22 protein-coding genes are annotated in these 22,753 nt (G+C 56.9%); 9 read left to right on the forward strand and 13 right to left on the reverse strand.

Annotation, left to right across the window (positions count from 1 at the left end; all coding sequences use genetic code 11):
- Genes yidD through rpmH form a run of 3 tightly spaced genes read right to left on the reverse strand, consistent with a single transcriptional unit; the run spans position 1 to position 736 of the window.
- The gene (gene yidD, locus HFD95_RS16350; protein ID WP_008926397.1) at positions 1-258 is read right to left on the reverse strand and encodes a membrane protein insertion efficiency factor YidD; all 258 of its coding nucleotides are present in this window, start codon (positions 256-258) and stop codon (positions 1-3) included.
- Complete coding sequence (gene rnpA / locus HFD95_RS16355) at positions 222-581, reverse strand: ribonuclease P protein component (RefSeq protein WP_008926396.1); 360 nt, start codon at positions 579-581, stop codon at positions 222-224. The genes yidD and rnpA overlap by 37 nt, the downstream gene beginning before the upstream one ends.
- Positions 582-595: 14 nt before the next feature.
- Complete coding sequence (gene rpmH, locus HFD95_RS16360; protein WP_003849659.1) at positions 596-736, reverse strand: 50S ribosomal protein L34; 141 nt, start codon at positions 734-736, stop codon at positions 596-598.
- A gap of 597 nt (positions 737-1,333) precedes the next feature.
- On the opposite strand from rpmH, the gene dnaA reads away from it, so the two are divergent.
- The 7 genes from dnaA (at position 1,334) to HFD95_RS16395 (ending at position 10,637) form a co-directional block, all read left to right on the forward strand.
- Positions 1,334-2,749, forward strand: coding sequence for a chromosomal replication initiator protein DnaA (gene dnaA, locus HFD95_RS16365; RefSeq protein WP_031591042.1), 1,416 nt, complete (start codon positions 1,334-1,336; stop codon positions 2,747-2,749).
- Positions 2,750-2,753: 4 nt separating this feature from the next.
- On the forward strand, positions 2,754-3,854 hold the full coding sequence (gene dnaN / locus HFD95_RS16370) for a DNA polymerase III subunit beta (protein WP_010258930.1): 1,101 nt from the start codon (positions 2,754-2,756) through the stop codon (positions 3,852-3,854).
- 314 nt (positions 3,855-4,168) lie between these two features.
- Positions 4,169-5,254, forward strand: coding sequence for a DNA replication/repair protein RecF (gene recF / locus HFD95_RS16375; RefSeq protein ID WP_010258927.1), 1,086 nt, complete (start codon positions 4,169-4,171; stop codon positions 5,252-5,254).
- Between the two features lie 18 nt (positions 5,255-5,272).
- Entirely contained in the window at positions 5,273-7,681 is a 2,409-nt protein-coding gene (gene gyrB, locus HFD95_RS16380) for a DNA topoisomerase (ATP-hydrolyzing) subunit B (protein WP_010258926.1), read from the forward strand.
- A 192-nt stretch (positions 7,682-7,873) separates the two neighbouring features.
- A complete protein-coding gene (locus HFD95_RS16385) occupies positions 7,874-8,353 on the forward strand; it encodes a YhcH/YjgK/YiaL family protein (RefSeq protein ID WP_010258925.1) in 480 nt (159 codons plus the stop codon).
- Positions 8,354-8,452: 99 nt separating this feature from the next.
- Positions 8,453-9,262, forward strand: coding sequence for a sugar-phosphatase (gene yidA, locus HFD95_RS16390; protein WP_010258924.1), 810 nt, complete (start codon positions 8,453-8,455; stop codon positions 9,260-9,262).
- Between the two features lie 115 nt (positions 9,263-9,377).
- The gene (locus tag HFD95_RS16395; RefSeq protein ID WP_167430505.1) at positions 9,378-10,637 is read left to right on the forward strand and encodes a DUF3748 domain-containing protein; all 1,260 of its coding nucleotides are present in this window, start codon (positions 9,378-9,380) and stop codon (positions 10,635-10,637) included.
- Here the strand turns inward: HFD95_RS16395 and HFD95_RS16400 are convergent.
- Complete coding sequence (locus HFD95_RS16400; protein WP_223564587.1) at positions 10,612-10,980, reverse strand: YceK/YidQ family lipoprotein; 369 nt, start codon at positions 10,978-10,980, stop codon at positions 10,612-10,614. The genes HFD95_RS16395 and HFD95_RS16400 overlap by 26 nt on opposite strands.
- A gap of 290 nt (positions 10,981-11,270) precedes the next feature.
- On the opposite strand from HFD95_RS16400, the gene ibpA reads away from it, so the two are divergent.
- Entirely contained in the window at positions 11,271-11,687 is a 417-nt protein-coding gene (gene ibpA, locus HFD95_RS16405; protein ID WP_010258920.1) for a small heat shock chaperone IbpA, read from the forward strand.
- A 62-nt stretch (positions 11,688-11,749) separates the two neighbouring features.
- On the opposite strand, the gene HFD95_RS16410 is transcribed toward ibpA, so the two are convergent.
- The 6 genes from HFD95_RS16410 to HFD95_RS16435 are packed head-to-tail and all read right to left on the reverse strand — an operon-like array spanning position 11,750 to position 17,472.
- Positions 11,750-12,661: an EamA family transporter gene (locus tag HFD95_RS16410; RefSeq protein ID WP_158131264.1), complete on the reverse strand. Its 912-nt coding sequence runs from the start codon at positions 12,659-12,661 to the stop codon at positions 11,750-11,752.
- Positions 12,662-12,682: 21 nt separating this feature from the next.
- Positions 12,683-13,183: a YbaK/EbsC family protein gene (locus tag HFD95_RS16415; RefSeq protein ID WP_010258916.1), complete on the reverse strand. Its 501-nt coding sequence runs from the start codon at positions 13,181-13,183 to the stop codon at positions 12,683-12,685.
- A 29-nt stretch (positions 13,184-13,212) separates the two neighbouring features.
- Positions 13,213-14,013, reverse strand: coding sequence for a hypothetical protein (locus HFD95_RS16420; RefSeq protein WP_010671609.1), 801 nt, complete (start codon positions 14,011-14,013; stop codon positions 13,213-13,215).
- A gap of 5 nt (positions 14,014-14,018) precedes the next feature.
- A complete protein-coding gene (locus HFD95_RS16425; protein ID WP_167430506.1) occupies positions 14,019-14,726 on the reverse strand; it encodes a class II glutamine amidotransferase in 708 nt (235 codons plus the stop codon).
- Entirely contained in the window at positions 14,714-15,988 is a 1,275-nt protein-coding gene (locus HFD95_RS16430; RefSeq protein ID WP_167430507.1) for an acetyl-CoA carboxylase biotin carboxylase subunit family protein, read from the reverse strand. Before HFD95_RS16430 ends, HFD95_RS16425 begins: the two co-directional genes overlap by 13 nt.
- 17 nt (positions 15,989-16,005) lie before the next feature.
- Positions 16,006-17,472 (reverse strand): hypothetical protein, encoded by a 1,467-nt coding sequence (locus tag HFD95_RS16435; RefSeq protein WP_022624801.1) that lies wholly within the window; start codon positions 17,470-17,472, stop codon positions 16,006-16,008.
- A gap of 167 nt (positions 17,473-17,639) precedes the next feature.
- Here HFD95_RS16435 and HFD95_RS16440 point away from each other — a divergent pair, with 167 nt between their 5' ends.
- Entirely contained in the window at positions 17,640-19,091 is a 1,452-nt protein-coding gene (locus HFD95_RS16440; protein ID WP_010258912.1) for a PLP-dependent aminotransferase family protein, read from the forward strand.
- On the opposite strand, the gene HFD95_RS16445 is transcribed toward HFD95_RS16440, so the two are convergent.
- The 3 genes from HFD95_RS16445 to HFD95_RS16455 all read right to left on the reverse strand — a co-directional run bounded on the left by HFD95_RS16445 (position 19,088) and on the right by HFD95_RS16455 (position 22,749).
- Positions 19,088-20,338, reverse strand: a complete 1,251-nt coding sequence (locus HFD95_RS16445; protein WP_033773199.1) for a valine--pyruvate transaminase — start codon at positions 20,336-20,338, stop codon at positions 19,088-19,090. The genes HFD95_RS16440 and HFD95_RS16445 overlap by 4 nt on opposite strands.
- 81 nt (positions 20,339-20,419) lie before the next feature.
- Positions 20,420-21,394 (reverse strand): glyoxylate/hydroxypyruvate reductase GhrB, encoded by a 975-nt coding sequence (ghrB, locus tag HFD95_RS16450; protein ID WP_167430508.1) that lies wholly within the window; start codon positions 21,392-21,394, stop codon positions 20,420-20,422.
- A gap of 74 nt (positions 21,395-21,468) precedes the next feature.
- Entirely contained in the window at positions 21,469-22,749 is a 1,281-nt protein-coding gene (locus HFD95_RS16455; RefSeq protein WP_010258909.1) for an MFS transporter, read from the reverse strand.
- Positions 22,750-22,753: the final 4 nt, after the last annotated feature.

Consider the following 22,753-nt stretch of genomic DNA (forward strand, 5'->3'; position numbering starts at 1 on the left):
TTAATGTTCTCTGGTATCAAAGGTTTTTGGCGGCACAGGATCGTCACCACCCGGGTTCAAGGGGTGGCATTTTAATACGCGTTTTAATGTCAACCAACTGCCTTTTATCAGGCCGAACCTGCGTAATGCCTCAATTCCGTAATGAGAGCAGGTCGGGTGAAACCGACAGTGTGGTCCCAGTAATGGACTGATGCCGCGTTGATAGACGCGTATCAGGACGATCAGGAGCCGCGCGCCAGGCGACAGTGACGACGCCATAATTTCTCCAACGCTTCCGCCAGCATACGGTTATCCAGATCGGCAACCCCCTTCTTCGCGACCACCACGAAGTCCATCGACGGCAGTTCATGTTGACGCAGACGAAAGCTTTCGCGGGTCAATCGCTTGATCCGGTTGCGTTCATGAGCGCGTTTCACATGTTTTTTAGCGACGGTGAGACCGATGCGGGGATGCCCCAGCGCGTTAAGGCGGCCGAGAATAGTAATTTGCGGCGTGCCAGCCCGTTGTGGCTGCTGGAAGACGAAAGTGAAATGAGTGGGAGTTAACAAACGTAACTCCCTGGGAAATGCGAGCTTACCCATCAGGGCTTGCTTTATTACTTAGAAACGGTCAGACGAGAACGGCCTTTAGCACGACGACGTGCCAGAACCTGACGACCATTTTTTGTTGCCATACGAGCACGGAAACCGTGTGAACGGTTGCGCTTCAGTACGGACGGTTGAAAAGTGCGTTTCATGGCGGTTTCTACCTAAACTTGAAAATTTTCACTGGGTGACGCGTTTCGGGCCAGAAAATCGACCTACGCCTCAATGTGTCTTTAATAAAGAGGCGGGATTGTAATAATTGTACAGTCCCGAGTCAATTTACTTCGCGTGTCATAGTGCCTGAAAACCCGCATACAGCCCGCAGAGTCCCGACTTTGCGCCTGATGGCTCAATGTCGGGTGGAGAATTATACGGGCTCCGCACTAAAGCGCAAGGATCGCACGGGATCTTATTGCGATCGGCTTGCCGGATCCTGGGGATAAAATGAGATGTCGCCCGAAATTTTAATGGATTGCGTCAGATCCCTGCTGGTTTTTCCCGCAACTGGCGTAAACTTCTTTGCGCGCCTCTGGCCTGTGGATAAAAAGGATCAAAACTGTGTAGAAAGGGAAGATCTCTGCCTCGCTTTGCGCTATGATCCGCCCTTCCGCTGACGATCCTCCGGTGATTGCAGGACGGAAAACCGCTGATAGCGGTCGCAGGCGCTTTCTTAGCGTCTGTGTCAAAAATGAACGTTTCTTAGAGTAACGCCTACTATTCTTTTCGAATTTGTACGAGTGGAGTCCGCCGTGTCACTTACGCTTTGGCAACAGTGTCTTGCCCGTTTGCAGGATGAGCTTCCTGCCACCGAATTCAGCATGTGGATCCGTCCACTACAGGCTGAGTTAAACGACAATACGCTTGCCTTGTATGCTCCAAATCGCTTCGTACTCGACTGGGTTCGGGACAAATACCTTAATAGTATCAATGCACTGCTGAATGAATTCTGCGGTCCGAACGTGCCCGCACTGCGTTTTGAAGTGGGAACGCGCCCGGTTCAGCAGCAGGCGGCAGCGGTCAGCCAGCCCGTAATGGCCAGCGTCAGCGCGCCCGTGATGCCCGTACAGAGCCATATTCGTCCGGCCCCGACGCAGATTATGCGTCCCAGCTGGGATAATGTCCCGGCACCAGCCGACGTCACCTATCGCTCAAATGTGAACAACCGTCATAACTTCGATAACTTCGTCGAAGGTAAATCTAACCAGCTGGCGCGCGCGGCGGCACGTCAGGTGGCGGATAATCCAGGCGGCGCTTATAACCCGCTGTTTCTGTATGGCGGCACCGGTCTCGGTAAAACGCACCTGTTGCATGCGGTGGGCAACGGCATCATTGCCCGAAAACCCAATGCAAAAGTGGTTTATATGCACTCCGAGCGCTTCGTGCAGGACATGGTTAAAGCACTGCAGAACAATGCGATTGAAGAGTTCAAACGCTACTACCGTTCGGTAGATGCGCTGCTGATCGATGACATTCAGTTCTTTGCTAATAAAGAGCGATCGCAGGAAGAGTTCTTCCACACCTTTAATGCCTTATTAGAGGGCAATCAGCAGATCATCCTCACCTCGGATCGCTATCCAAAAGAGATCAACGGGGTGGAAGATCGTCTTAAATCACGTTTCGGCTGGGGTTTAACGGTGGCGATCGAGCCGCCTGAGCTGGAAACGCGTGTGGCGATCCTGATGAAAAAAGCGGATGAGAACGACATCCGTCTGCCTGGTGAAGTCGCCTTCTTTATTGCCAAGCGGTTACGCTCTAACGTGCGTGAGCTGGAAGGCGCGCTGAATCGCGTGATCGCCAATGCCAACTTTACTGGCCGGGCGATTACCATCGACTTCGTGCGCGAAGCGCTGCGCGATCTGCTGGCGCTGCAGGAAAAGCTGGTCACCATCGATAATATTCAGAAGACCGTGGCTGAGTACTACAAAATTAAGGTGGCGGATCTGCTTTCCAAGCGCCGTTCGCGCTCGGTGGCACGTCCACGCCAGATGGCGATGGCGATGGCGAAAGAGTTAACCAACCATAGCTTGCCAGAAATTGGCGATGCTTTTGGGGGTCGCGACCATACAACGGTGCTTCATGCCTGCCGCAAGATTGAGCAGCTGCGTGAAGAGAGCCACGATATCAAAGAAGATTTCTCTAATCTCATCAGAACATTATCTTCCTGACGCTATGAAATTTATTGTTGAACGTGAGCAGCTGCTGAAGCCGCTGCAACAAGTAAGTGGCCCCCTGGGTGGTCGTCCGACGCTGCCGATCCTTGGAAACCTGCTGCTGCAGGTAACTGAAGGTTCGCTGTTGCTGACCGGTACCGATCTGGAAATGGAGATGGTCGCACGCGTGGCGCTGACTCAGGCACATGAGCCTGGATCCACCACCGTTCCGGCGCGTAAATTCCTCGATATCTGTCGCGGATTGCCGGATGGCGCAGAAATTACTCTGGCACTGGAAGGCGATCGCATGCTGGTGCGCTCTGGCCGCAGCCGTTTTTCGCTGTCGACCCTGCCCGCCAGTGACTTCCCGAATCTTGACGACTGGCAGAGTGAAGTTGAATTTACCCTGCCGCAGGCGACGCTGAAACGGCTGATTGAAGCGACTCAGTTTTCGATGGCGCATCAGGATGTGCGTTACTACCTCAACGGTATGATGTTTGAAACCGAAGGGGAAGAGCTGCGCACCGTGGCCACTGACGGTCACCGTCTGGCCGTCTGCTCCATGCCAATTGGTCAGGCGCTGCCGAGTCATTCGGTGATTGTGCCGCGTAAAGGCGTGATTGAACTGCTGCGTCTGCTGGATGGCGGCGATACTCCGCTGCAGGTTCAGATTGGCGGCAGCAATATCCGTGCGCATGTCGGCGACTACATCTTTACCTCTAAGCTGGTTGATGGCCGTTTCCCCGATTATCGTCGCGTATTGCCGAAGAATCCCGACAAAGCGCTGGAAGCGGGCTGCGATCTGCTCAAACAGGCCTTTGCCCGCGCCGCTATCCTCTCTAACGAGAAGTTCCGCGGTGTTCGCCTCTATATCACCGAAAATCAGCTGAAGATCACCGCCAATAACCCTGAACAGGAAGAAGCGGAAGAGATGCTGGATGTCAGCTATAACGGCACGGAACTGGAGATTGGCTTCAACGTCAGTTACGTGCTGGATGTGCTGAATGCGCTGAAGTGCGAAAACGTCCGTCTGCTGCTGACCGATTCGGTGTCGAGCGTGCAGATTGAGGATGTGGCGAGCCCGGCAGCGGCCTATGTCGTCATGCCCATGCGCTTGTAGAATATATCGGCCTGGCTTACTTGCCATTCTGATTCCGGGCAGTGCTCGCCCCTGGTCACATATTTCAGTATGCTCCCAGGGCCTGCGCGCTTCTTGTAGAATATATCGGCCTGGCTTACTTGCTACGTTGTGCCCCGGCAGTGCTCGCCATCCTCACGTACTTCAGTACGCTCCGGTGGCTGTGCGCTGGCGGGGCACAACGTAGCTGCGACGCCGACGGCCTGGTGACTGAGGTATCGGGCAAACCTGCTTTGCCGTTGACGCCCTGGATCGCCAGGCCCAAAATTTTATTGCCCTTCACGCTGGACTGATTCATGGCTTTAACCCGCCTTCTTATCAAAGATTTTCGTAATATTGAGCAGGCTGACCTGCAACTGGCACCCGGCTTTAATTTCCTGGTCGGCGCCAACGGCAGTGGTAAAACCAGCGTTTTAGAAGCGATTCATACTCTGGGGCATGGCCGTTCGTTTCGCAGCCTGCAGGCGGGACGCGTGATTCGTCACGACGAGGCGGCGTTTGTGCTGCATGGGCGTCTGGAAAACAAAGAGCGGGAAATTTCAGTCGGGCTGACCAAAAACCGTGCCGGTGACAGCAAAGTGCGCATTGATGGCAGCGATGGTCACAAGGTCGCGGAGCTGGCGCAGCTGTTGCCGATGCAGTTAATCACCCCTGAAGGCTTTAGTTTGCTGAATGGCGGCCCCAAATATCGCAGAGCCTATGTCGACTGGGGCTGCTTTCATAACACCCCCGGCTTTTTTAACGCCTGGAACAACATGCGCCGCCTGCTTAAACAGCGGAACGCGGCGCTGCGCCAGGTCTCACGTTACAGCCAGATTCGTCCCTGGGATCAGGAGCTGGTTCCGCTGGCTGAACAGATCAGCCAGTGGCGGGCGGAATACAGTGCGGCGATTTCCGCGGAGATCACCGCCACCTGTGGCCAGTTTCTGCCGGAATTTGAGCTGCGCTTCTCATTCCAGCGTGGCTGGGATAAAGAGAGCGATTACGCCGAACTGCTGGAACGTAACTTCGAGCGCGATCGCGCACTGACCTATACCGCCAGCGGCCCCCATAAAGCGGATTTTCGTATTCGGGCTGAAGGGACGCCGGTAGAAGATTTACTCTCACGCGGGCAGTTAAAACTGCTGATGTGTGCATTGCGTCTGGCACAGGGCGAGTTCCTGACAAGCCAGAGCGGACGCCGCTGTATTTACCTCATTGATGACTTTGCTTCTGAGCTGGATGAGAGCCGCCGACGCCTGTTGGCGGAACGGTTAAAAGCCACTCAGGCTCAGGTGTTTGTCAGCGCAATTTCTGCCGGACATGTAATCGACATGACCGACGAAAAGGGCAAGATGTTCCGCGTGGAACAGGGTAAAATAGCGGTTCAACCTGAAGATTAAAATGAGCGAGAAACGTTGATGTCGAATTCTTATGACTCCTCAAGTATTAAAGTCCTGAAAGGACTTGATGCGGTACGCAAACGCCCGGGCATGTATATCGGCGATACCGATGACGGTACCGGTCTGCATCACATGGTATTCGAGGTCGTGGATAACGCAATCGACGAAGCGCTCGCTGGTCACTGTAGTGACATTGTGGTCACCATCCATGCCGATAACTCCGTATCGGTGCAGGATGATGGACGCGGCATTCCTACCGGTATTCACGAAGAAGAGGGCATCTCTGCCGCTGAAGTGATCATGACCGTGCTGCATGCTGGCGGTAAGTTCGATGATAACTCCTATAAAGTCTCCGGCGGCCTGCACGGCGTGGGCGTCTCCGTGGTTAACGCCCTGTCGCAGAAGCTGGAGCTGACCATTCGTCGCGAAGGCAAAGTGCATCAGCAGATTTATGTCCATGGCGTACCGCAGGCACCGCTGGCGGTGACGGGTGAGACCGACATTACCGGGACCCGTGTGCGTTTCTGGCCGAGCCACGAAACCTTTACCAACGTGCGCGATTTTGAGTATGACATCCTGGCGAAACGCCTGCGTGAACTCTCATTCCTGAACTCCGGCGTGTCGATTCGTCTGGATGATAAGCGTGATGGCAAAAGCGATCACTTCCACTATGAAGGCGGCATCCGGGCGTTTGTTGAGTACCTCAACAAAAACAAAACCCCGATTCACCCTACCGTGTTCTATTTCTCTACCGAGAAAGATGGCATTGGTGTGGAAGTGGCGCTGCAGTGGAACGACGGCTTCCAGGAAAATATCTACTGCTTTACCAACAACATCCCACAGCGCGACGGCGGTACACACCTCGCCGGTTTCCGTTCAGCGATGACCCGTACCCTGAATGCCTACATGGAAAAAGAGGGTTACAGCAAGAAGGCCAAAGTCAGCGCCACCGGTGATGATGCCCGTGAAGGTCTGATCGCTGTGGTTTCGGTGAAAGTGCCGGATCCTAAATTCTCCTCGCAGACCAAAGATAAACTGGTCTCCTCCGAGGTGAAAACAGCGGTTGAGCAGCAGATGAATGAACTGCTGGCTGAATACCTGCTGGAAAACCCATCAGACGCCAAAATTGTAGTCGGCAAAATCATCGACGCTGCCCGTGCCCGTGAAGCGGCACGCCGCGCCCGTGAAATGACCCGCCGTAAAGGCGCGCTGGACCTGGCGGGTCTGCCAGGCAAACTGGCGGATTGCCAGGAGCGCGACCCGGCGCTGTCTGAAATCTACCTGGTGGAGGGTGACTCCGCAGGCGGCTCGGCCAAACAGGGCCGTAACCGTAAAAACCAGGCGATTCTGCCGCTGAAAGGTAAGATTCTTAACGTTGAGAAAGCGCGTTTCGACAAGATGCTCGCCTCCCAGGAAGTGGCCACGCTGATCACCGCGCTGGGCTGCGGTATTGGTCGCGACGAGTACAACCCGGACAAGCTGCGCTATCACAGCATCATCATCATGACCGATGCCGACGTCGATGGTTCGCACATCCGTACCCTGCTGCTGACCTTCTTCTATCGTCAGATGCCTGAAATCATTGAGCGCGGCCACGTTTATATCGCCCAGCCGCCACTCTACAAAGTGAAGAAAGGCAAGCAGGAGCAGTACATCAAAGATGATGAAGCGATGGATCAATACCAGATCGCTATCGCGCTTGATGGCGCGACGCTGCACACCAATGCCAGCGCGCCGGCGCTGGGCGGTGAGCCGCTGGAGACGCTGGTCACTGACTTCAACAGCACCCAGAAGATGATCAAGCGTATGGAGCGCCGTTATCCGATGGCCATGCTGCGTGCGATGATTTATCACGACACGCTGAGCGACCTGACCAGCGAAGCAGAGGTTACAACCTGGCTGAATGGTCTGGTGAGCTATCTGACTGAACGCGAAGCGCACGGCAGCACCTATCTGGCACAGGTGCGTGAAAACCGCGAATCAAACCTGTTCGAGCCGGTACTGCGCGTCCGTACCCACGGTGTAGATACTGACTATCCGCTGGATGCTGATTTCATTCAGGGTCCTGAGTATCGCAAAATCTGCGCCCTGGGCAGCAAACTGCGTGGTCTGCTGGAAGAGGATGCTTACATCGAACGTGGCGAGCGTCGTCAGCCAGTGGCAAGCTTCGAACAGGCGATTGAGTGGCTGATTAAAGAGTCGCGTCGCGGCCTCTCGGTCCAGCGCTACAAAGGTCTGGGCGAGATGAACCCGGAGCAGCTGTGGGAAACCACCATGGATCCAGACAGCCGTCGTATGCTGCGCGTTACCATTAAAGATGCGATTGGCGCTGATCAGCTGTTCACTACCCTGATGGGCGATGCGGTTGAACCGCGCCGCGCCTTCATCGAAGAAAATGCGCTGAAAGCCGCCAATATCGATATTTAACCGGCATCAGCGATGAAAGGCCATCACCCAGGTGATGGCCTTTTTTTTGTGCCGTCCGGGCGGAAAACCCGCCAGGAGGTGCCTTCCTGCCCGCAGGCTGCGATCCCGATCACGTTTTAACCCGGTCTGCTCCCTTACTCTTGCCCCTCTTTGCGCATTTACCGCGCACTATTCCACACAGGGAGTTACACCATGATTGTTTGCGATCGTCACGACTGGGACAGAGAACGTCACGCCTTTCATCCGGTAGTCGATCAGGCGATAAGCTGGATTGCCAGCACAGATTTCAGCCAGCTGGAAACCGGCAAATATGAGATCCTGCCCGACAACAAAATGTTCTGTCTGGTGCAGGAGATGATGACCGAACCGGCCAGCGCACGTAAAGCGGAGTCCCACTTCAACTACATCGATATTCAGTATCTGCTGGCAGGCACCGAAAATATTGGCGTGGCCCGCGCCCATCCCGACCAGCACATCACCGAAGATTTTGCCCAGCAGCGAGACGTCGTTTTTTATCAGAAGATATTGAATGAGTCTGTGATTACGCTGATGCCCGGCATGTTCGCGCTCTTTTTCCCGCACGATATTCATCGTCCCTGCTGCGCCCCTGGCGAACCCGCAACAATCCGAAAAGCCGTGATTAAAATCCACCGCGATCTCTTTACCGCCTGAAGCTGGCGGTCAGCTGGCCGTTCTCGCCTGCCATGAAACTGGTCAATGTGCGCTGAATCGCGCTAGCATTGAACAAAACCCAGACGCTACGAGGACTCTATGGCTATTAAATTGATCGCTATCGACATGGATGGCACCCTGCTCAACCCGCAACATGAGATCACACCGGCGGTGAAATCCGCCCTGGATCGCGCCCGTCAGCAAGGGGTGTCGATTGTTCTGACCACCGGCCGGCCGTTTGTGGGTATCCAGCGCTATCTCATGGAACTGGATATGCAGACGCCCGGCCAGTACGCGATCAGCAACAACGGTGCGCTGGTTCATCAGGCCGAAGATGGTGAGTGCGTGGCGGAAGTGACGCTGACCTTTGACGACTACCTCTACATTGAGAACCTGGCACGTGAGCTTGGCGTACATTTCCAGGCATTCGACAAAACCCATCTCTATACCCCTAACAAAGACATCAGCGAATACACCATCCATGAAGCGAGCCTGACCGGCATTCCGGTGCGCTACCGCGCGGTGGAGGAGATGGATCGTGCCATGCGCTTCCCGAAACTGATGATGATCGACCGGCCCGCTCTTCTCGACGCGGCGATTGCCCGCCTGCCCGGGCATGCTCAGCAGACCTACACCATCCTGAAGAGCGCGCCTTATTACCTCGAAATCCTCGATCGTCGGGTGAATAAAGGCCAGGGCGTCAAAATGCTGGCTGAGAAGCTCGGCCTGAAGCAGGAAGAAGTGATGGCGATTGGCGATCAGGAGAATGACCTGGCGATGATCGAATACGCAGGAACGGGTGTCGCAATGGGGAATGCCATTGACTCTGTTAAGAAAATTGCTCAGTTCATCACCAAAACCAATATGGAAGATGGCGTCGCGCATGCCATCGAAGAGTTAGTGCTGTAACGGCCTGTTCTCTGCCGGGCCGCTTCGGCCCGGATCCCCTAACCCGGCAAAATTGCTGCACCGCAAAACAGAATCGCGTAATTTGTCGGGCAACTCTTTCTCCGTGGGTTTCATCATGTCAGAAAAACAGATCACCTTTGCTGCCCGTCAGCATCAGCTCACCAATATTAATGTCTGGACTGCCGATAGCCAGTGGCTGGCGTTTGACGTTCGTCCATCGGGCGCATCGTTTACCAGTCAGACCATTGAGCGGGTCAATGTGATGACCGGTGAGGTGGAGGTGCTCTATCAGGCCCGGCATGGTGCCCATGTCGGCGTCGTGACGGTCAGTCCCGACCTGCCACCGCGCTACGTCTGCATTCATGGCCCGGAACATCCCGATGCCAGCTGGCAGTATGACTTCCACCACCGGCGCGGGGTGATCGTTCAGAACGGTGCGGCGGTGAATCTGGATGCCTGCGATATCACGCCACCGTTTACTCCTGGCGCGCTGCGTGGCGGCTCGCATGTACATGTCTTCAGTCCCGACGGTTCTCGCCTGAGCTTTACCTACAATGACCACGTAATGCACGAACTGGATAGCCGGCTCGATCTGCGCAACGTCGGCATCGCGGTGCCCCTTTGCGCTGTAACGCCCGAAAAGCAGCATCCGCGCGAATATGACGGCACCTTTTTTTGCCTGCTGGTGAGCCAGACGCATGCGGAACCGCTGCCAGGCAGTGACCAGATTAATCGTGCCTGTGAGGAGTGCTGGGTCGGTGAGCGTGGCTACCAGAAGCCGGACGGCAGCTGGCAGCGCTGGGCGATCGCCTTTATTGGCGACACGCTGACGGCGCAGGGCGAAAAAAGGCCTGAAGTTTTTATTGTTGATCTGCCTGATGCACTGGAGGATTACGCCCGCGCCGGAGAGACGCCGCTGGAGGGCAGCAGCCAGCAGTTACCTGCGCCACCGGCTGGCGTGCAGCAGCGTCGCCTGACGCACAGCCGTGGTGTGGCTCTGCAACCTCGCCACTGGCTGCGCGCCGCACCGGTTGGCAGCCAGATAGCGTTTCTGATGGCGGATGCCGCAGAGGTGATCCAGCTCTGGACGGTCTCCCCCAACGGCGGCGAACCGCGTCAGATCACCCGACTCAGCCACAGCATTCAGTCCGCCTTTAGCTGGCATCCTGACGGCCAGGCGATCGCTTTTATCTGCGATAACAGCGTGATGCGATGTGACGTTGAGAGCGGCGCATGTCAGCGTCTGACCCGCAGAACAGAAGAGGCGCCATCAGGTGACGCGGTGGTCTGGTCACCGGATGGTACACAGATTGCTTATATGCGTGAGGTGAATGGCTGGCGGCAACTCTTTACGGTTGCGGCAGTGACCGCATAGGGGGCATAGGCTGCGCCTGCGCCAGGCTTTCCTGCGTATGCGCCAGCCTTTCGCTCTGCAGGATGCGTTCACGTGGAGAGTCGAGAGATTTATCTTTGTCGCTGCGGTAGTAGTCCCACGGCAGCAGCAGCGTATCCAGCACGGCAGAGAAAGGAAGATCGATTAACGCCAGCGGCTTCAATGCCCAGCTGGTATCACCATCGGACAGCATGTCAGCGCTGGCACGGGTGCCTGGATAGTAGCCCTGACTCGCACCTGTGTGAGACATCACGCTGGAACAGCCGGTTGTTGCCATTGCGCAGCACACCACTCCAGCCAGAGGTAAGGTCTTCATCAATTTCATCATCATCATCCCTTCAGTCATGGCATAAGCCTGGCTGAGTTTGCTTGCCAGACAACGTCAACACTCTGGGGCGAAGTCCGTCTGGGTCTGGCAAAAGTAGTCCTGAGTGTATGCCATTTCCACAATTTGGCGAAAAAAATTGCATTTCACCCTCTTGAAAATGGTCTTGTGGCACCCATTTTTAGTTTACGGACGCACTCACCGTTGCCGCAAGGGACAGTGGGGTGCCATATCCAGCCTGTCCAGTAGTGGAAGGTTGCCAAAACTTGCTGAAATTCAGGAGTCTTAATATGCGTAATTTTGATCTCACCCCACTTTATCGCTCTGCTATCGGTTTTGATCGCCTGTTTAACCTGCTCGAATCTAATCAGAATCAGAGCAATGGCGGCTATCCTCCCTATAACGTTGAACTGGTCGATGAAAATCACTATCGCATTACTATTGCGGTGGCCGGTTTTGCTCAGAGCGAACTGGATATCACGGCGCACGATAACGTGCTGATCGTGCGGGGTGCCCATCCTGAAGAGCAGACCGAGCGTAAATACCTGTATCAGGGTATCGCCGAGCGTAACTTCGAGCGTAAATTCCAGCTCGCCGACCACATTGTGGTGCGCGATGCCCGTCTCGAAAATGGTCTGCTGAGCATCGACCTTGAACGTCTGGTGCCGGAAGAGGCGAAACCACGCCGTATTGAGATTCTGAAGTAACCATGACAAACGCCGCGTTAGCGGCGTTTTTTTTGCCCTTATATCTGAAGGCGGACTTGTCCTTACGACTGCGTTCGCATCGCTAAGCGCTGACCCAGCACGCCACCAAACACGTTGACCAGCAGCCCCAGTATAATCACCACCGCACCCAGCATCTGCTGCCCGGAGAGATGCTCATCCAGCACCAGCGCGGCGGTAATAATCCCCACCACCGGCACCAGCAGCGACAGCGGCGCGACGCGCCAGGTTTCGTAGCGACTCAGCAGATTCCCCCAGATAGCGTAACCCACAATGGTGGCAACAAACGCCAGATAGAACAGCGCCAGCACGGTCTGCAGGCCGATATGCAGCAGGCTGTAAACGATGGCGGCCTGACCATCAAACAGCAGCGAACAGGCAAAGAAAGGAACGATCGGCACCAGCGCACTCCAGACCACCAGTGACATGATCGGCACGCTGCGGTTCCGCATAATAATCTTATTGGTGATATTACCCAGTCCCCATGAGAGCGCCGCCGACAGCGTCAGCATCATGGTGGTCAGCGTGATACCGGCGCTGGTCTGCCCTTCCATGCCTGCCGTTGCCAGCAAAAACATCCCCAGCGTAGCGATGATAATCCCGACGATATGATTCCAGCGCAGCCTCTCCGCCAGCAACAGCGCGCCCAGCAACAGGGTAAAGAATGCCTGCGCCTGCAGCACCAGCGAGGCCAGACCGGCAGGCATGCCGAGCTTGATCGCCAGGAACAGAAAGGCGAACTGACCAAAACTGATGGTCATGCCATACACCACCAGCCAGCGCAGCGGAATCGGCGGGCGACGCACAAAGAAAATGGCGGGAAAGGCGACCAGGGTAAAACGCAGCCCGGCGAGCAAAAAAGGCGGCATACCCTGCAGCCCCAGCTTGATCACCACAAAATTGACGCCCCACGCCACCACCACGCACAGCGCTAACAGCATATCTTTTACCGACATCAGAAACTCCTTGTCCCGCCGTCAGGCGGTGACCGCAATCGGGGTCGCGATATCGGCACAGCAGCCTTCACCCACGATGCGAAAATAATCATCTACAGCCAGCGCGATCGACTTATCCAGCTCGCCCGCGTTAAACCATAACGTTCCGACCTGTTGCAGCCGGGTATCCACCCGCAGCGCCAGCCGGTCATCAAAACTAAACGGCGGTACCGCGCCCATCACACAGCCCGTCAGCGCCTGCGCCAGCTCCGGAGCGGCGAAAGAGGATTTTTTGCCGCCGATGGCGCGCGCCGCACTTTTGAAATTGATCCGGCAGTCGCCCGGCACTATCGCCAGCAGCTGACGCGATGGCGCACCGTCCGGCATGCTGACCTCCAGCACCATCGCTTTGGCCGCCTGACCCAGCAGGTTACCGCGTATCTGGCTGATCTGTTCGGTCTGCCCTATCGCCTCATGTTCCACCACGCGGTAGCTGGCCTGCTGCTGATCCAGCAGCGCAGTAATTTTTTCAAACGTCGTCATTCCCTTCTCCTGTTCTGGCACGACCCGGCTTAGCTCCAGGCGATAGCGTGTTTCATTTTTTTATCGGTCAGCCCGAAAAAGAAACCCATGGTGATACGGGTATCGCCTTCGACCCGATCGATCTCATGATAAAACGCAGGATTAAACAGATAGATATCGCCACTGCGTGGTGAAAATTCGCAGATCTCGCTGTTTTCAATCACCCCACTGCGATAACCCAGCTCCCCGGCGGTTTTGAACTGCTCATCCTCTGGCGACCACTTTTTGTTGTAGATACGCAGTGCTCCGCCCGCGTTGCACTCCTGCAGGCAGACCACGCAGCTGAGCTGATGCAGGATTTGCGTCACCACCAGCGAAGTCTCTGCGGCGTCGCGCACGATATTGTCGTTATGCAGCGGGTTCGCGACGCCATTGGCATGAAAGCGCACGATAGAACCGGCATAGTCTCCACAACCCGGTTCGTGGGCGATGCGTAAACTTTCCAGCCGCAGCGCATGCTGAACCCAGCGGTAAATCTGTTCGCGCAGCGTATTCAGCGAGGGCGGCAACGCCGGCTGGATATCGCGCAGCTCGGTAAAGTAGTTATCGGGAGCCGCAGTATGACGCGCCAGATAGGGGCCGAGCGTGGTCAGCGCGCCATTGGGATAGTGGGAGACACGGATCTTTTCCCGGCAGCTCTGCAGGTCAGTCACCACCGCTTCCCGCACCTCTGGCGTCAGGAAATTACGCAGCACCAGCAGCGGCACCCGTGCGGTAACGATGTCATCCAGCCAGGTCGATTCCACAAACATGTTGGGATTAATCACGCGGAACTGATTGAAAATTGCCATGTTTATCACTCCCTAAACGGTATTTCATAGAGTTCATGATTGTTCATTCGCCGCCAGTTGCCAGCGCTGCCTGGTATTGCCACGGGTTCAGAGGCGATCAGCGTGCAACCATCCTGTTGCTGAAAATGCATCGTAAAATAGTCGGGCCAGGGCGTGTCGTGCGGATACCACTGCCACGCCCAGGCTTTGTCACGGGTGACGAAAATGGCATTCCCTGCGCTGCCGCCCGGCTCTACCTGCGCCATCTTTGCGCGCAGATAGTCGCGGGTGAAATCGGCAGGCGTGGTCTGATCTACCAGATAACGCAGATACTCTTCTGAATCGAAGCGCGATTCGGCCAGACCGAGCTGACGGTAAATCGTCGGCAGAAAGCCGTTATGCATCATGTACCACTGATGTCCGGCGCTGTTGCGCCACAGCGGATGAGAAAACGCCAGTCCCTGATTTTTACTCAGCGTGGCGTGCCGCACATGCACCGCCAGAAACCGGCTGCGCAGGCGATCCACATCGATACCCGGCAGCGCTTCTGCGAACTCGCCGGTGCCGTGCAGGGTACGAATCTCGCCCTCTTCGAGCCACAGACAGCCCCAGCCGTTAGGGTGTGATTTGATCGGGCCATCGTGTTCGGCGCTTTCACCGCAGCTCATGGCGCGCGCCGCCTCCAGAATTTCTGCGCTGTCGAACCGGCCATGCGCCAGAATCATCCTGCACATACTTTATCTCTCCCGGCCGCCACCGGCTGCGCGGCAATCACCTGCTGAAAAGTGGTCATAATCGGCTCACGCGCTGTGGCCGTCAGGCTGAAAGTGGCCAGAATGCCCGCGTGACGCGTCAGGTCGGCATAGAGCGATGAGCGTGACGAAACCTGTAACGCAGGCAATCTGAGTGGCGGTAACAGCGCGCCCTGCTGATGCTGATCGATCCAGCGTTCGGCAGCCTGCAGCTGCGCCGGTTGCCGTAACCGCAGCTGGCCGACCGCACCGGGTGTGGTGAAGGCAAACGCGGGCAATGCGCCACCCGCCTCCAGCCGGAAGGTGACTTCTGCCCAGTTGATGCCGGTCGCCTCCTGCACCAGCGTCGCCACACCCATGCCGGAGAGCCGGAACCCCATCTCCAGGAAATGCGGCACGCCGTTGACCACAATAAAATCGATATGAAATGCACCCTGACAATAGCCAAAGGTTTCACAACAGAAGGTCATCAGGCTGCTGAACGAGGCTGGCAGGGCCGCTGCCGCCATCGCCACATGCCCCGACTCATAAAAGCTGACGCAGCCCTCAGCATCCCGGTGCTGCTCAATCACCTTCTGGCAGCAGGTCAGCGCCTGGGGATGTCCCTGATGCACCACGCCCTGTAATGAAAACTCATCGCCGATCAGTGCGCTTTCCACAATAAAGCCGCTGAAACCGCGTCCGCCGTAATTCATGGTCTGCACCAGCTGTTTCACTACGCTATGCAGCTGATCGGCATGCTCAATCAGCCAGATGCCCAGGCCGCCGCCGCCATCCACCGGCTTCACGACGCAGGGATAGATCAGCGCCTGTCCGGCATCCAGAATGCTGAGCGGCGAGGCGAAAAAGCGGAACTCCGGCTGCGGGAAGCGCGGCCAGGCTTTTTTTAGCGCCATGCGCTGCGCATATTTATCCAGCGGAATAAAGGCGGCGGGCGCATCCGGCCCGGCCAGCATCTCGCGCAGTCGTCCGGCGCTGGCGTTGTAGGCTTCAAAGCCCGCCAGCACCACCAGCGGATGCGCCAGTAAACCGGCGTGCAGATAGGCCTGCATCACCTCCCAGGGATTCTCGGGTCGATCGAGGCGAATGATCAGATCAAATGGCAGAGCCAGGCTTAACGACTGGTAATCGACGAAATCACCCATTTCAGCCAGCACGGTAAAATAGCCGTCGCGCTTCGCCACCGCGCAGTAAGGATTTTGCCCGTCGCGGGTGGCGCCAATTTGCAGAAAAATCTTTTTCATCGCCTCGCCTTACCGGGTTATCGCCCGGAAATGATTTCTGTCACGATGTCATTCAGTACACCGTTATTGACCTGAATCACCGCTTTGTGGGGATCAAAACGCAGCACGCGCGACAGCGGATCGGCACTTTTGCCCTCCAGCAGCGAACTGACCGGCTTGCTCTGCCAGCAGTGCCGCATCTGCGTCAGCGTCATGCCAGAGAGCCGGGTTAACTGCTGTGCCAGCGCGCCATCCTCACTGCGTTGCTCAAGCAGGTCGCGGATGGCCGCCTCATCCAGCGTAATCTGCTGCTGCATCAGCCAGTGTCCGAGCTGCTCTCCCTGCGCCAGGAACGGGGAGTAGATCATGCAGATCAGCTGATCTTCGCTGAGGTCAAACGCCTGTATGGCGAAGTCCGCCGCGCGCTGCCGCTGCCGCTGGATCGCGGCGTCATCCTGATAGCGTGCTGCCATCTCATCGATTAGCGCGGGCGGAAAATCTTTCTTCACCATCAGTCCCAGCGCAAAGCGCACATATTCGCGGATCCCTTCGGCATAGTGGCGCTGCAGCAGCGTTTCTGCCCGCAATCCGCGCAGGTGCGCCATCAGCGTCGGATTACCGCAGTCGGATTCGGAAAAACTGAACATCAGCGCATCAAAACGGAAGCGCATAAATTCGCTGAGCAGTGCCCAGTGCGCGCCCGCTTCATAGGCGGTGTCCTGATAGATGTTGAAGAACAGTGGATTGCGCGCCAGCTGGTGGGTGATGCGGTGCGCAGGCGTCAGCTGATCGGCGCCATAAACATCGCTGAAGTAGCGCTCTGCCACGCCATCCAGCGTCTGCAGAAACCCGCTGAAGCCCCGGGTTTTGTCCGCCACCGGCGCATCAAACAGCCGTGAGAGGTGCCGCGCCCAGGCGACATAGGCGGCCTGCTCCTGTGGCGAGTCGCCGGTAACAATCAGATCCACGCCACCGTTGTAGTCTGCCGCCAGGCCAAAGGAGTTCACCATGCTGAGATTACAGGCGTTGCAGAAGGTCGAGCGCGCGTCGGCGCGAAACCGGTGGCCATTCATCAGCACGTCATTGCGGTTCTGCTGCCGCACGCTCTCCGGCATCGGCAGGTCGCGGTCAAACGGCCGGATCAGCAGGCCATCCACCACCAGACACTCCACCCGCTCATCGTCATGCATCGCCAGCGACTGATAAACGCGGTGGATATTCTCCATTACGCTCTGATTCATCGCCGCATGGCGATTGGTGCTGATCCGCAGATGAAAGGTGCTGCCCTGCTGCTGCCAGATCAGTCCCTGAATGTAACGCACGTAAGCCACCATGTAGCTGCTATCTTTTCCCCCGCCATAGGCGAGCAGCACACGGTTATTCTCCAGCAGCTGCTGATCCGGCAACGCTGCCAGCAGGCGAAGAGAGCAGCGCTGAGCAGACTCAATGATGGCGGGTGACAGATACGCTTCCATCTCCTTCATCATGGCGGGCAGATTATTCATTTCTCACGTTTTCCTCAGGTGAACAGAATCACTTTATGGTCTGAAGCCCGGGGCTGACGGGGTTGCCGGGCCGTTTAGCGTTATGAATAATTAAGAGATGCAGCCTAAAGTACTTTGAATGTACTCTGTTGAATATGCACAGATCAGCGCGATATGGGGTGGAACAGATGGCCGATATTATCGGGGAACAGGAGAGTCAGAGCAGTCGTTACCGCCAGATCGCAGAACAGATCAAGCAGGCCATTCATGCCGGTTCGCTGGCACCTGACAGCCGTCTGCCGTCGGTGCGCACGCTGGCGACGCAGTACAATGTCAGCCTTACCACCGCCCTGAAGACACTGCGCACGCTGGAAGATGAGCGCTACGCCGTTGCCCGCCCCAAATCGGGCTTTTTTGTTGCCCCGCAGCGGCCCTCTTCCCGTCAGCTGCCCGCCGTCAGTGAACAGCCGCGCGCCATCGCGCCGCTTGATGAGCAGACAGAACTTCATCTGGCGATGCTTGGCTCAGACTGCCGGGTGCGTCTCGATCTGGCCAACGGTGACAGCGCACTCTATCCGGTCAAGCGCATCGGCCTGCTGATGCGTCAGATGGGCTACAGCAAACCGGCCCTGCTCGGGAATACGGTGAAGGGCACCGGCTATGCGCCGCTGAAAACAGAGATTGCCCGCCGGGCAGTGGGTTACGGCTGTAATATCAGCGCTGACGATATTCTGATCACCAACGGCTGCATTGAGGCGATCTCGCTGTCGCTACGCGCCACGACCCAGCCGGGCGATGTAGTCGCCGTGGAATCACCCTGCTATTTCGTGCTGCTGCAGATGCTGCATAACCTCAATTTACGGGTGATTGAAGTGGAAGCCGGGCCGGAAGGGTATGTCGATGTCGCGAAGCTCACCGGGCTGTTTCAGCGCAAGGCGGTGCGGGTCTTTCTCACTCTGTGCAACGTCAACAATCCGCTGGGAAAAAGCATTCCCAACGAGCATAAGGCCTATATTGCGCGGCAGGCGGATGAAAACGACGTGGTGATTATTGAGGATGATATTTTTGGCGATACTGCCTTCGGTGAACGCCGCCCTTTCCCGATGCGCGCCTTCAGCCCCAACGCCATTCTCTGCAGCGGCTTCTCTAAAACCGTGGCGCCAGGCATTCGTATTGGCTGGGTTCACAGCGTCAACTACATGCGTAAAATCGCCTCACTGAAATATACCTCAACCATGGGCACCTCGGTGCTGTCGCAGGCGGCGGTGGCGGAACTGCTGCGCAGCGGCGGCTATGATGCTCATCTGCGTAAGCTGCGGCGTGAGCTGGCACGACAAATCCGTGAAATGCGTCAGTCAGTGTTACGGGAATTTCCGGCGGGAACCCGGGTGTCCGATCCGGAAGGAGGCTATGTGCTGTGGGTTGAGATGCCCCGACAGGCGCTGAACGTGCGCGAGCTGTTTCTGAAAGCGCGCAACGCGGGCATCGGCATTGCGCCGGGCCACATTTTTGCCACCGACCAGCGCTACGATCACTGTTTCCGGCTGAATGCCGGTTTTGGCTGGAATGCAGAGGTGGAACAGGCGATTCAGCAGCTGGCACAGTGGTGCCAGCTGTCGTTAACCGATACGCAGGATTAGCTGTCGCGCCAGGCGTTCTCAACCTCTTCCGCCAGAATCTGCACCGCCCGCTCAATATTCTCTGCATCCGGCACGTAATTCATCCGCATACATTGATGGGTGTGCGGCCACGCCTGTTCCAGTCCCGGGAAGAAGAAGTGGCCCGGCACCATCAGCACGCCGCGCGCTTTCAGCCGCTGATAAAGCAATTCGGTGGTGATCGGCAGATCGCGGAACCAGAGCCAGAGGAAAATCGCCCCTTCCGGCTTGTGGATCAGGCAACGGTCTTCCGGCAGATAGCGCCGCAGGATCGCAATGGTCTGCTGCACCTTCTGCTGATAGAACGGCTTAATCACCTCTTCGGAGAGCCGCAACAGATCGCCGCGACGGATCATCTCATTGGCAATGGCCGGACCGATACTGCCGGGCGCCAGACTGATGATGCCGTTCATATTGCTCAGCGCGGTGATGGTCTTCTCGTCAGCGATAATGATGCCGCAACGCGCACCCGGCAGGCCGAGCTTCGACAGACTCATGCAGAGAATGATGTTGGGGTTCCACAGCGGGCGCACCTCGCTGAAGATGATGCCGGGGAACGGCACGCCATAGGCATTGTCGATCAGCAGCGGCACATCATGCTGCTGCGCCAGCGCATCGAGCTGCATCAGCTCATCATCGGTGATCACGTTGCCGGTAGGGTTGGTCGGGCGCGATACGCAGATCAGCCCGACCTCTTCGTTCATCGGCAGATGCTCAAAATCGACATGATATTTAAACTGACCTTCCGGCAGCAGCTCAATGTTCGGCTTCGCCGACACAAACAGTCCCTCTTCCAGGCCGGCATCCGCATAGCCAAGATACTCAGGCGCCAGCGGGAACAGCACCCGCTTTTTGCTGCCATCGGCCCGACGACCGGCGAACAGATTGAACAGATAGAAGAAAGCGCTCTGGCTGCCGTTAGTCAGCGCAATGTTCTGTGCGGTGATGGGCCAGCCAAGCTCATCGCTCAGCAGCCCGGCCAGCGACGCCAGCAGCGTCGCTTTTCCGCGCGGGCCGTCGTAATTGCACAGCGCCTCGCTGAGTTTGCCTTCCTCATGCATCTGCTGCAGCAGTTGCTGAAAGTAGTCGTTCATGGCCGGGATCTGCGCCGGATTACCGCCGCCCAGCATGATGGTGCCGGGCGTTCGCAGGCCCGCGCCCATATCTTCCATCAGACGTGAGATGCCGGAATGTTGGGTAAATTTGTCGCCGAACTGAGAAAAAGACATAGCGGTTAAATATTTGTGATAGCGAATCGGGGGTCCACCATAACGCCCGCCATGGGCGGGCGCAATGGAAAGGCGAGGGGATTACTTCAGCGCCTGCGGGTTCACGCAGTTTTTCTCGACGCTTCCGCCGAGTGCAGCGAGGAGATTTTCTACCGCATCCTGCATCATGCCGTAGCGGGTTTCATGGGTGGCAGAACCGATATGCGGCAGCGTCACCACATTGGGCAGCGACAGCAGCGGAGAGTCGGCAGAGACCGGCTCCTGCTCAAACACATCCAGCCCGGCGGCATGCAGTTTGCCCGCCTGCAATGCGGCGACCAGCGCATTCTCATCCACCACCGGCCCGCGACCGGCGTTGATCAGCACCGCATCCGGCTTCATCAGTTCAAGCTCGGCGGCACCGATCAGATGGTGCGTCTCTTCAGTCAGCGGCAAACTGATGCAGACGAAATCACTCTGCTTCAGCAGCGCCTCCAGCTCACAGCGCTGTGCGCCAAAGCGCGACTGCGCCTCTTCATGCTCGCGGCGGGCGTTGTAGAGGATTTTCATGCCGAAGCCAAAGTGGGCGCGCTGCGCCAGTGCCATCCCGATACGTCCCATGCCGAGAATACCCAGCGTTTTATGATGCACGTCGATGCCGAACTGTGCCGGACCGATGCTCTTCTGCCAGTTGCCCGCTTTGACCCAGGCATCCAGTTCCGGCACCCGACGCGCGGTGCTCAGTACCAGCGCCATCATGGTGTCCGCCACGGTTTCGGTCAGCACGGTCGGCGTGTGCATCAGCACCACGTGACGCTGATTCAGCGCATCCACATCAAAATTGTCATAGCCTACAGAGACGCTGGAGCAGACGCGCAGATTGGGCATCTTCGCCAGCAGCTCGCCATTCACTTTACCGCCCGATCCCAGCAGACCTTCTGCCTGCTGGAACGCCGCAGCATGTTCCTGCTGGCTTTCCGGCGAGAGATCGCTGATTTCCGTCACGTCACACTGTTCAGCCAGGCGAGCATAAAGATCGTCGGGCAGTTTTTTATAGAGAATTACAGCGGGTTTCATTCGGTGGCTCCCGGTCAATAAGTAGCGGGCGGCTTGCAGGCCGCCCGGAGAAATAGAGGCTAACGTTTACGCTTTCAGGCGGGTTTTGCACCCTGCAGCGGCGGCGCTTTGTTCTGCGCCGGTTTCACAATCAGCGTCAGCCACACCGAAACTAGCAGGGCCGATCCCATAAAGATGTAGGACGCGGACGGGCTGCCGGTGGCTCCATTAAGATAGCCGACAATCCATGAACCGATAAACGACCCCAGCGCACCCATACTGTTAATCAGCGCCATTGCGCCACCGGCGACATTGCGTGGCAGCATCTCAGGAATAATGGCGAAGAACGGTCCGTAAGGCGCATACATCGCGGCACCGGCAATCACTAACAGGGTGTAGGACATCCAGAAATTGTTCGATCCCACCAGATAAGAGCCCAGGAACGCCAGCGCGCCCACCAGCAGCAGCGGCCAGACGAACAGCTTACGGTTCTGGGTTTTATCCGAAGCCCAGGATACCACCACCATCGCAATGGTCGCCGCCAGATAAGGCACTGCGGAGAGCCAGCCCGCCTCTACCATGCCCATCTGCGTGCCGTTACGCAGAATCGACGGCAGCCACAGCACAAAGCCATAGACGCCGATGCTCCAGGCAAAATATTGCAGGCAGAGAATGATCACGTTGCGGTTGCGGAACGCTTCGCTGTAGTTGCGCACCGCTTTAATATTTTCCTGCTCTTTCTGCAGTTCAGCCTGCAATGCCGCTTTCTCGGCATCGCTCATCCAGCGCGCCTGCGCCGGCTTATCCTGCACCAGGAACCACCAGGCGATCGCCCAGACCACCGCCGGAATCCCTTCGAAGATAAACATCTCACGCCAGCCAAACGATTCGATCAGATAGCCTGACACGACCGACATCCACAACACCGTGACCGGATTACCCAGGATCAGGAAGGTATTGGCGCGTGAACGTTCCGACTTGGTAAACCAGTTGCTGATGTAGATCAGCATCGCGGGCATCACCGCGGCTTCCACCACGCCCAGAATAAAGCGAATGGCCGCCAGCATCGGAATGTTGCTGACCACGCCGGTCAGTGAGGCACAGCCGCCCCACAGGATCAGGCACCAGAAGATCAGTTTCTTGACGCTGCGGCGTTCGGCGTAAATTGCACCCGGGATCTGGAAAAAGAAGTAACCCAGGAAGAACAGCGCACCCAGCAGCGAGGACATACCTTTGGTGATGCCGAGATCGTCATTAATCCCGGCAGCAGAAGCGAAGCTAAAATTTGCACGATCGAGATACGCCAGGCTGTAGGTGATAAACACGATGGGCATGATGAACCACCAGCGTTTTGGCGCGATTGTCTGCTTTTTCATCGGG

The organism is Pantoea sp. EKM10T (assembly GCF_011800685.1).
Lineage (GTDB): Bacteria > Pseudomonadota > Gammaproteobacteria > Enterobacterales > Enterobacteriaceae > Pantoea > Pantoea agglomerans.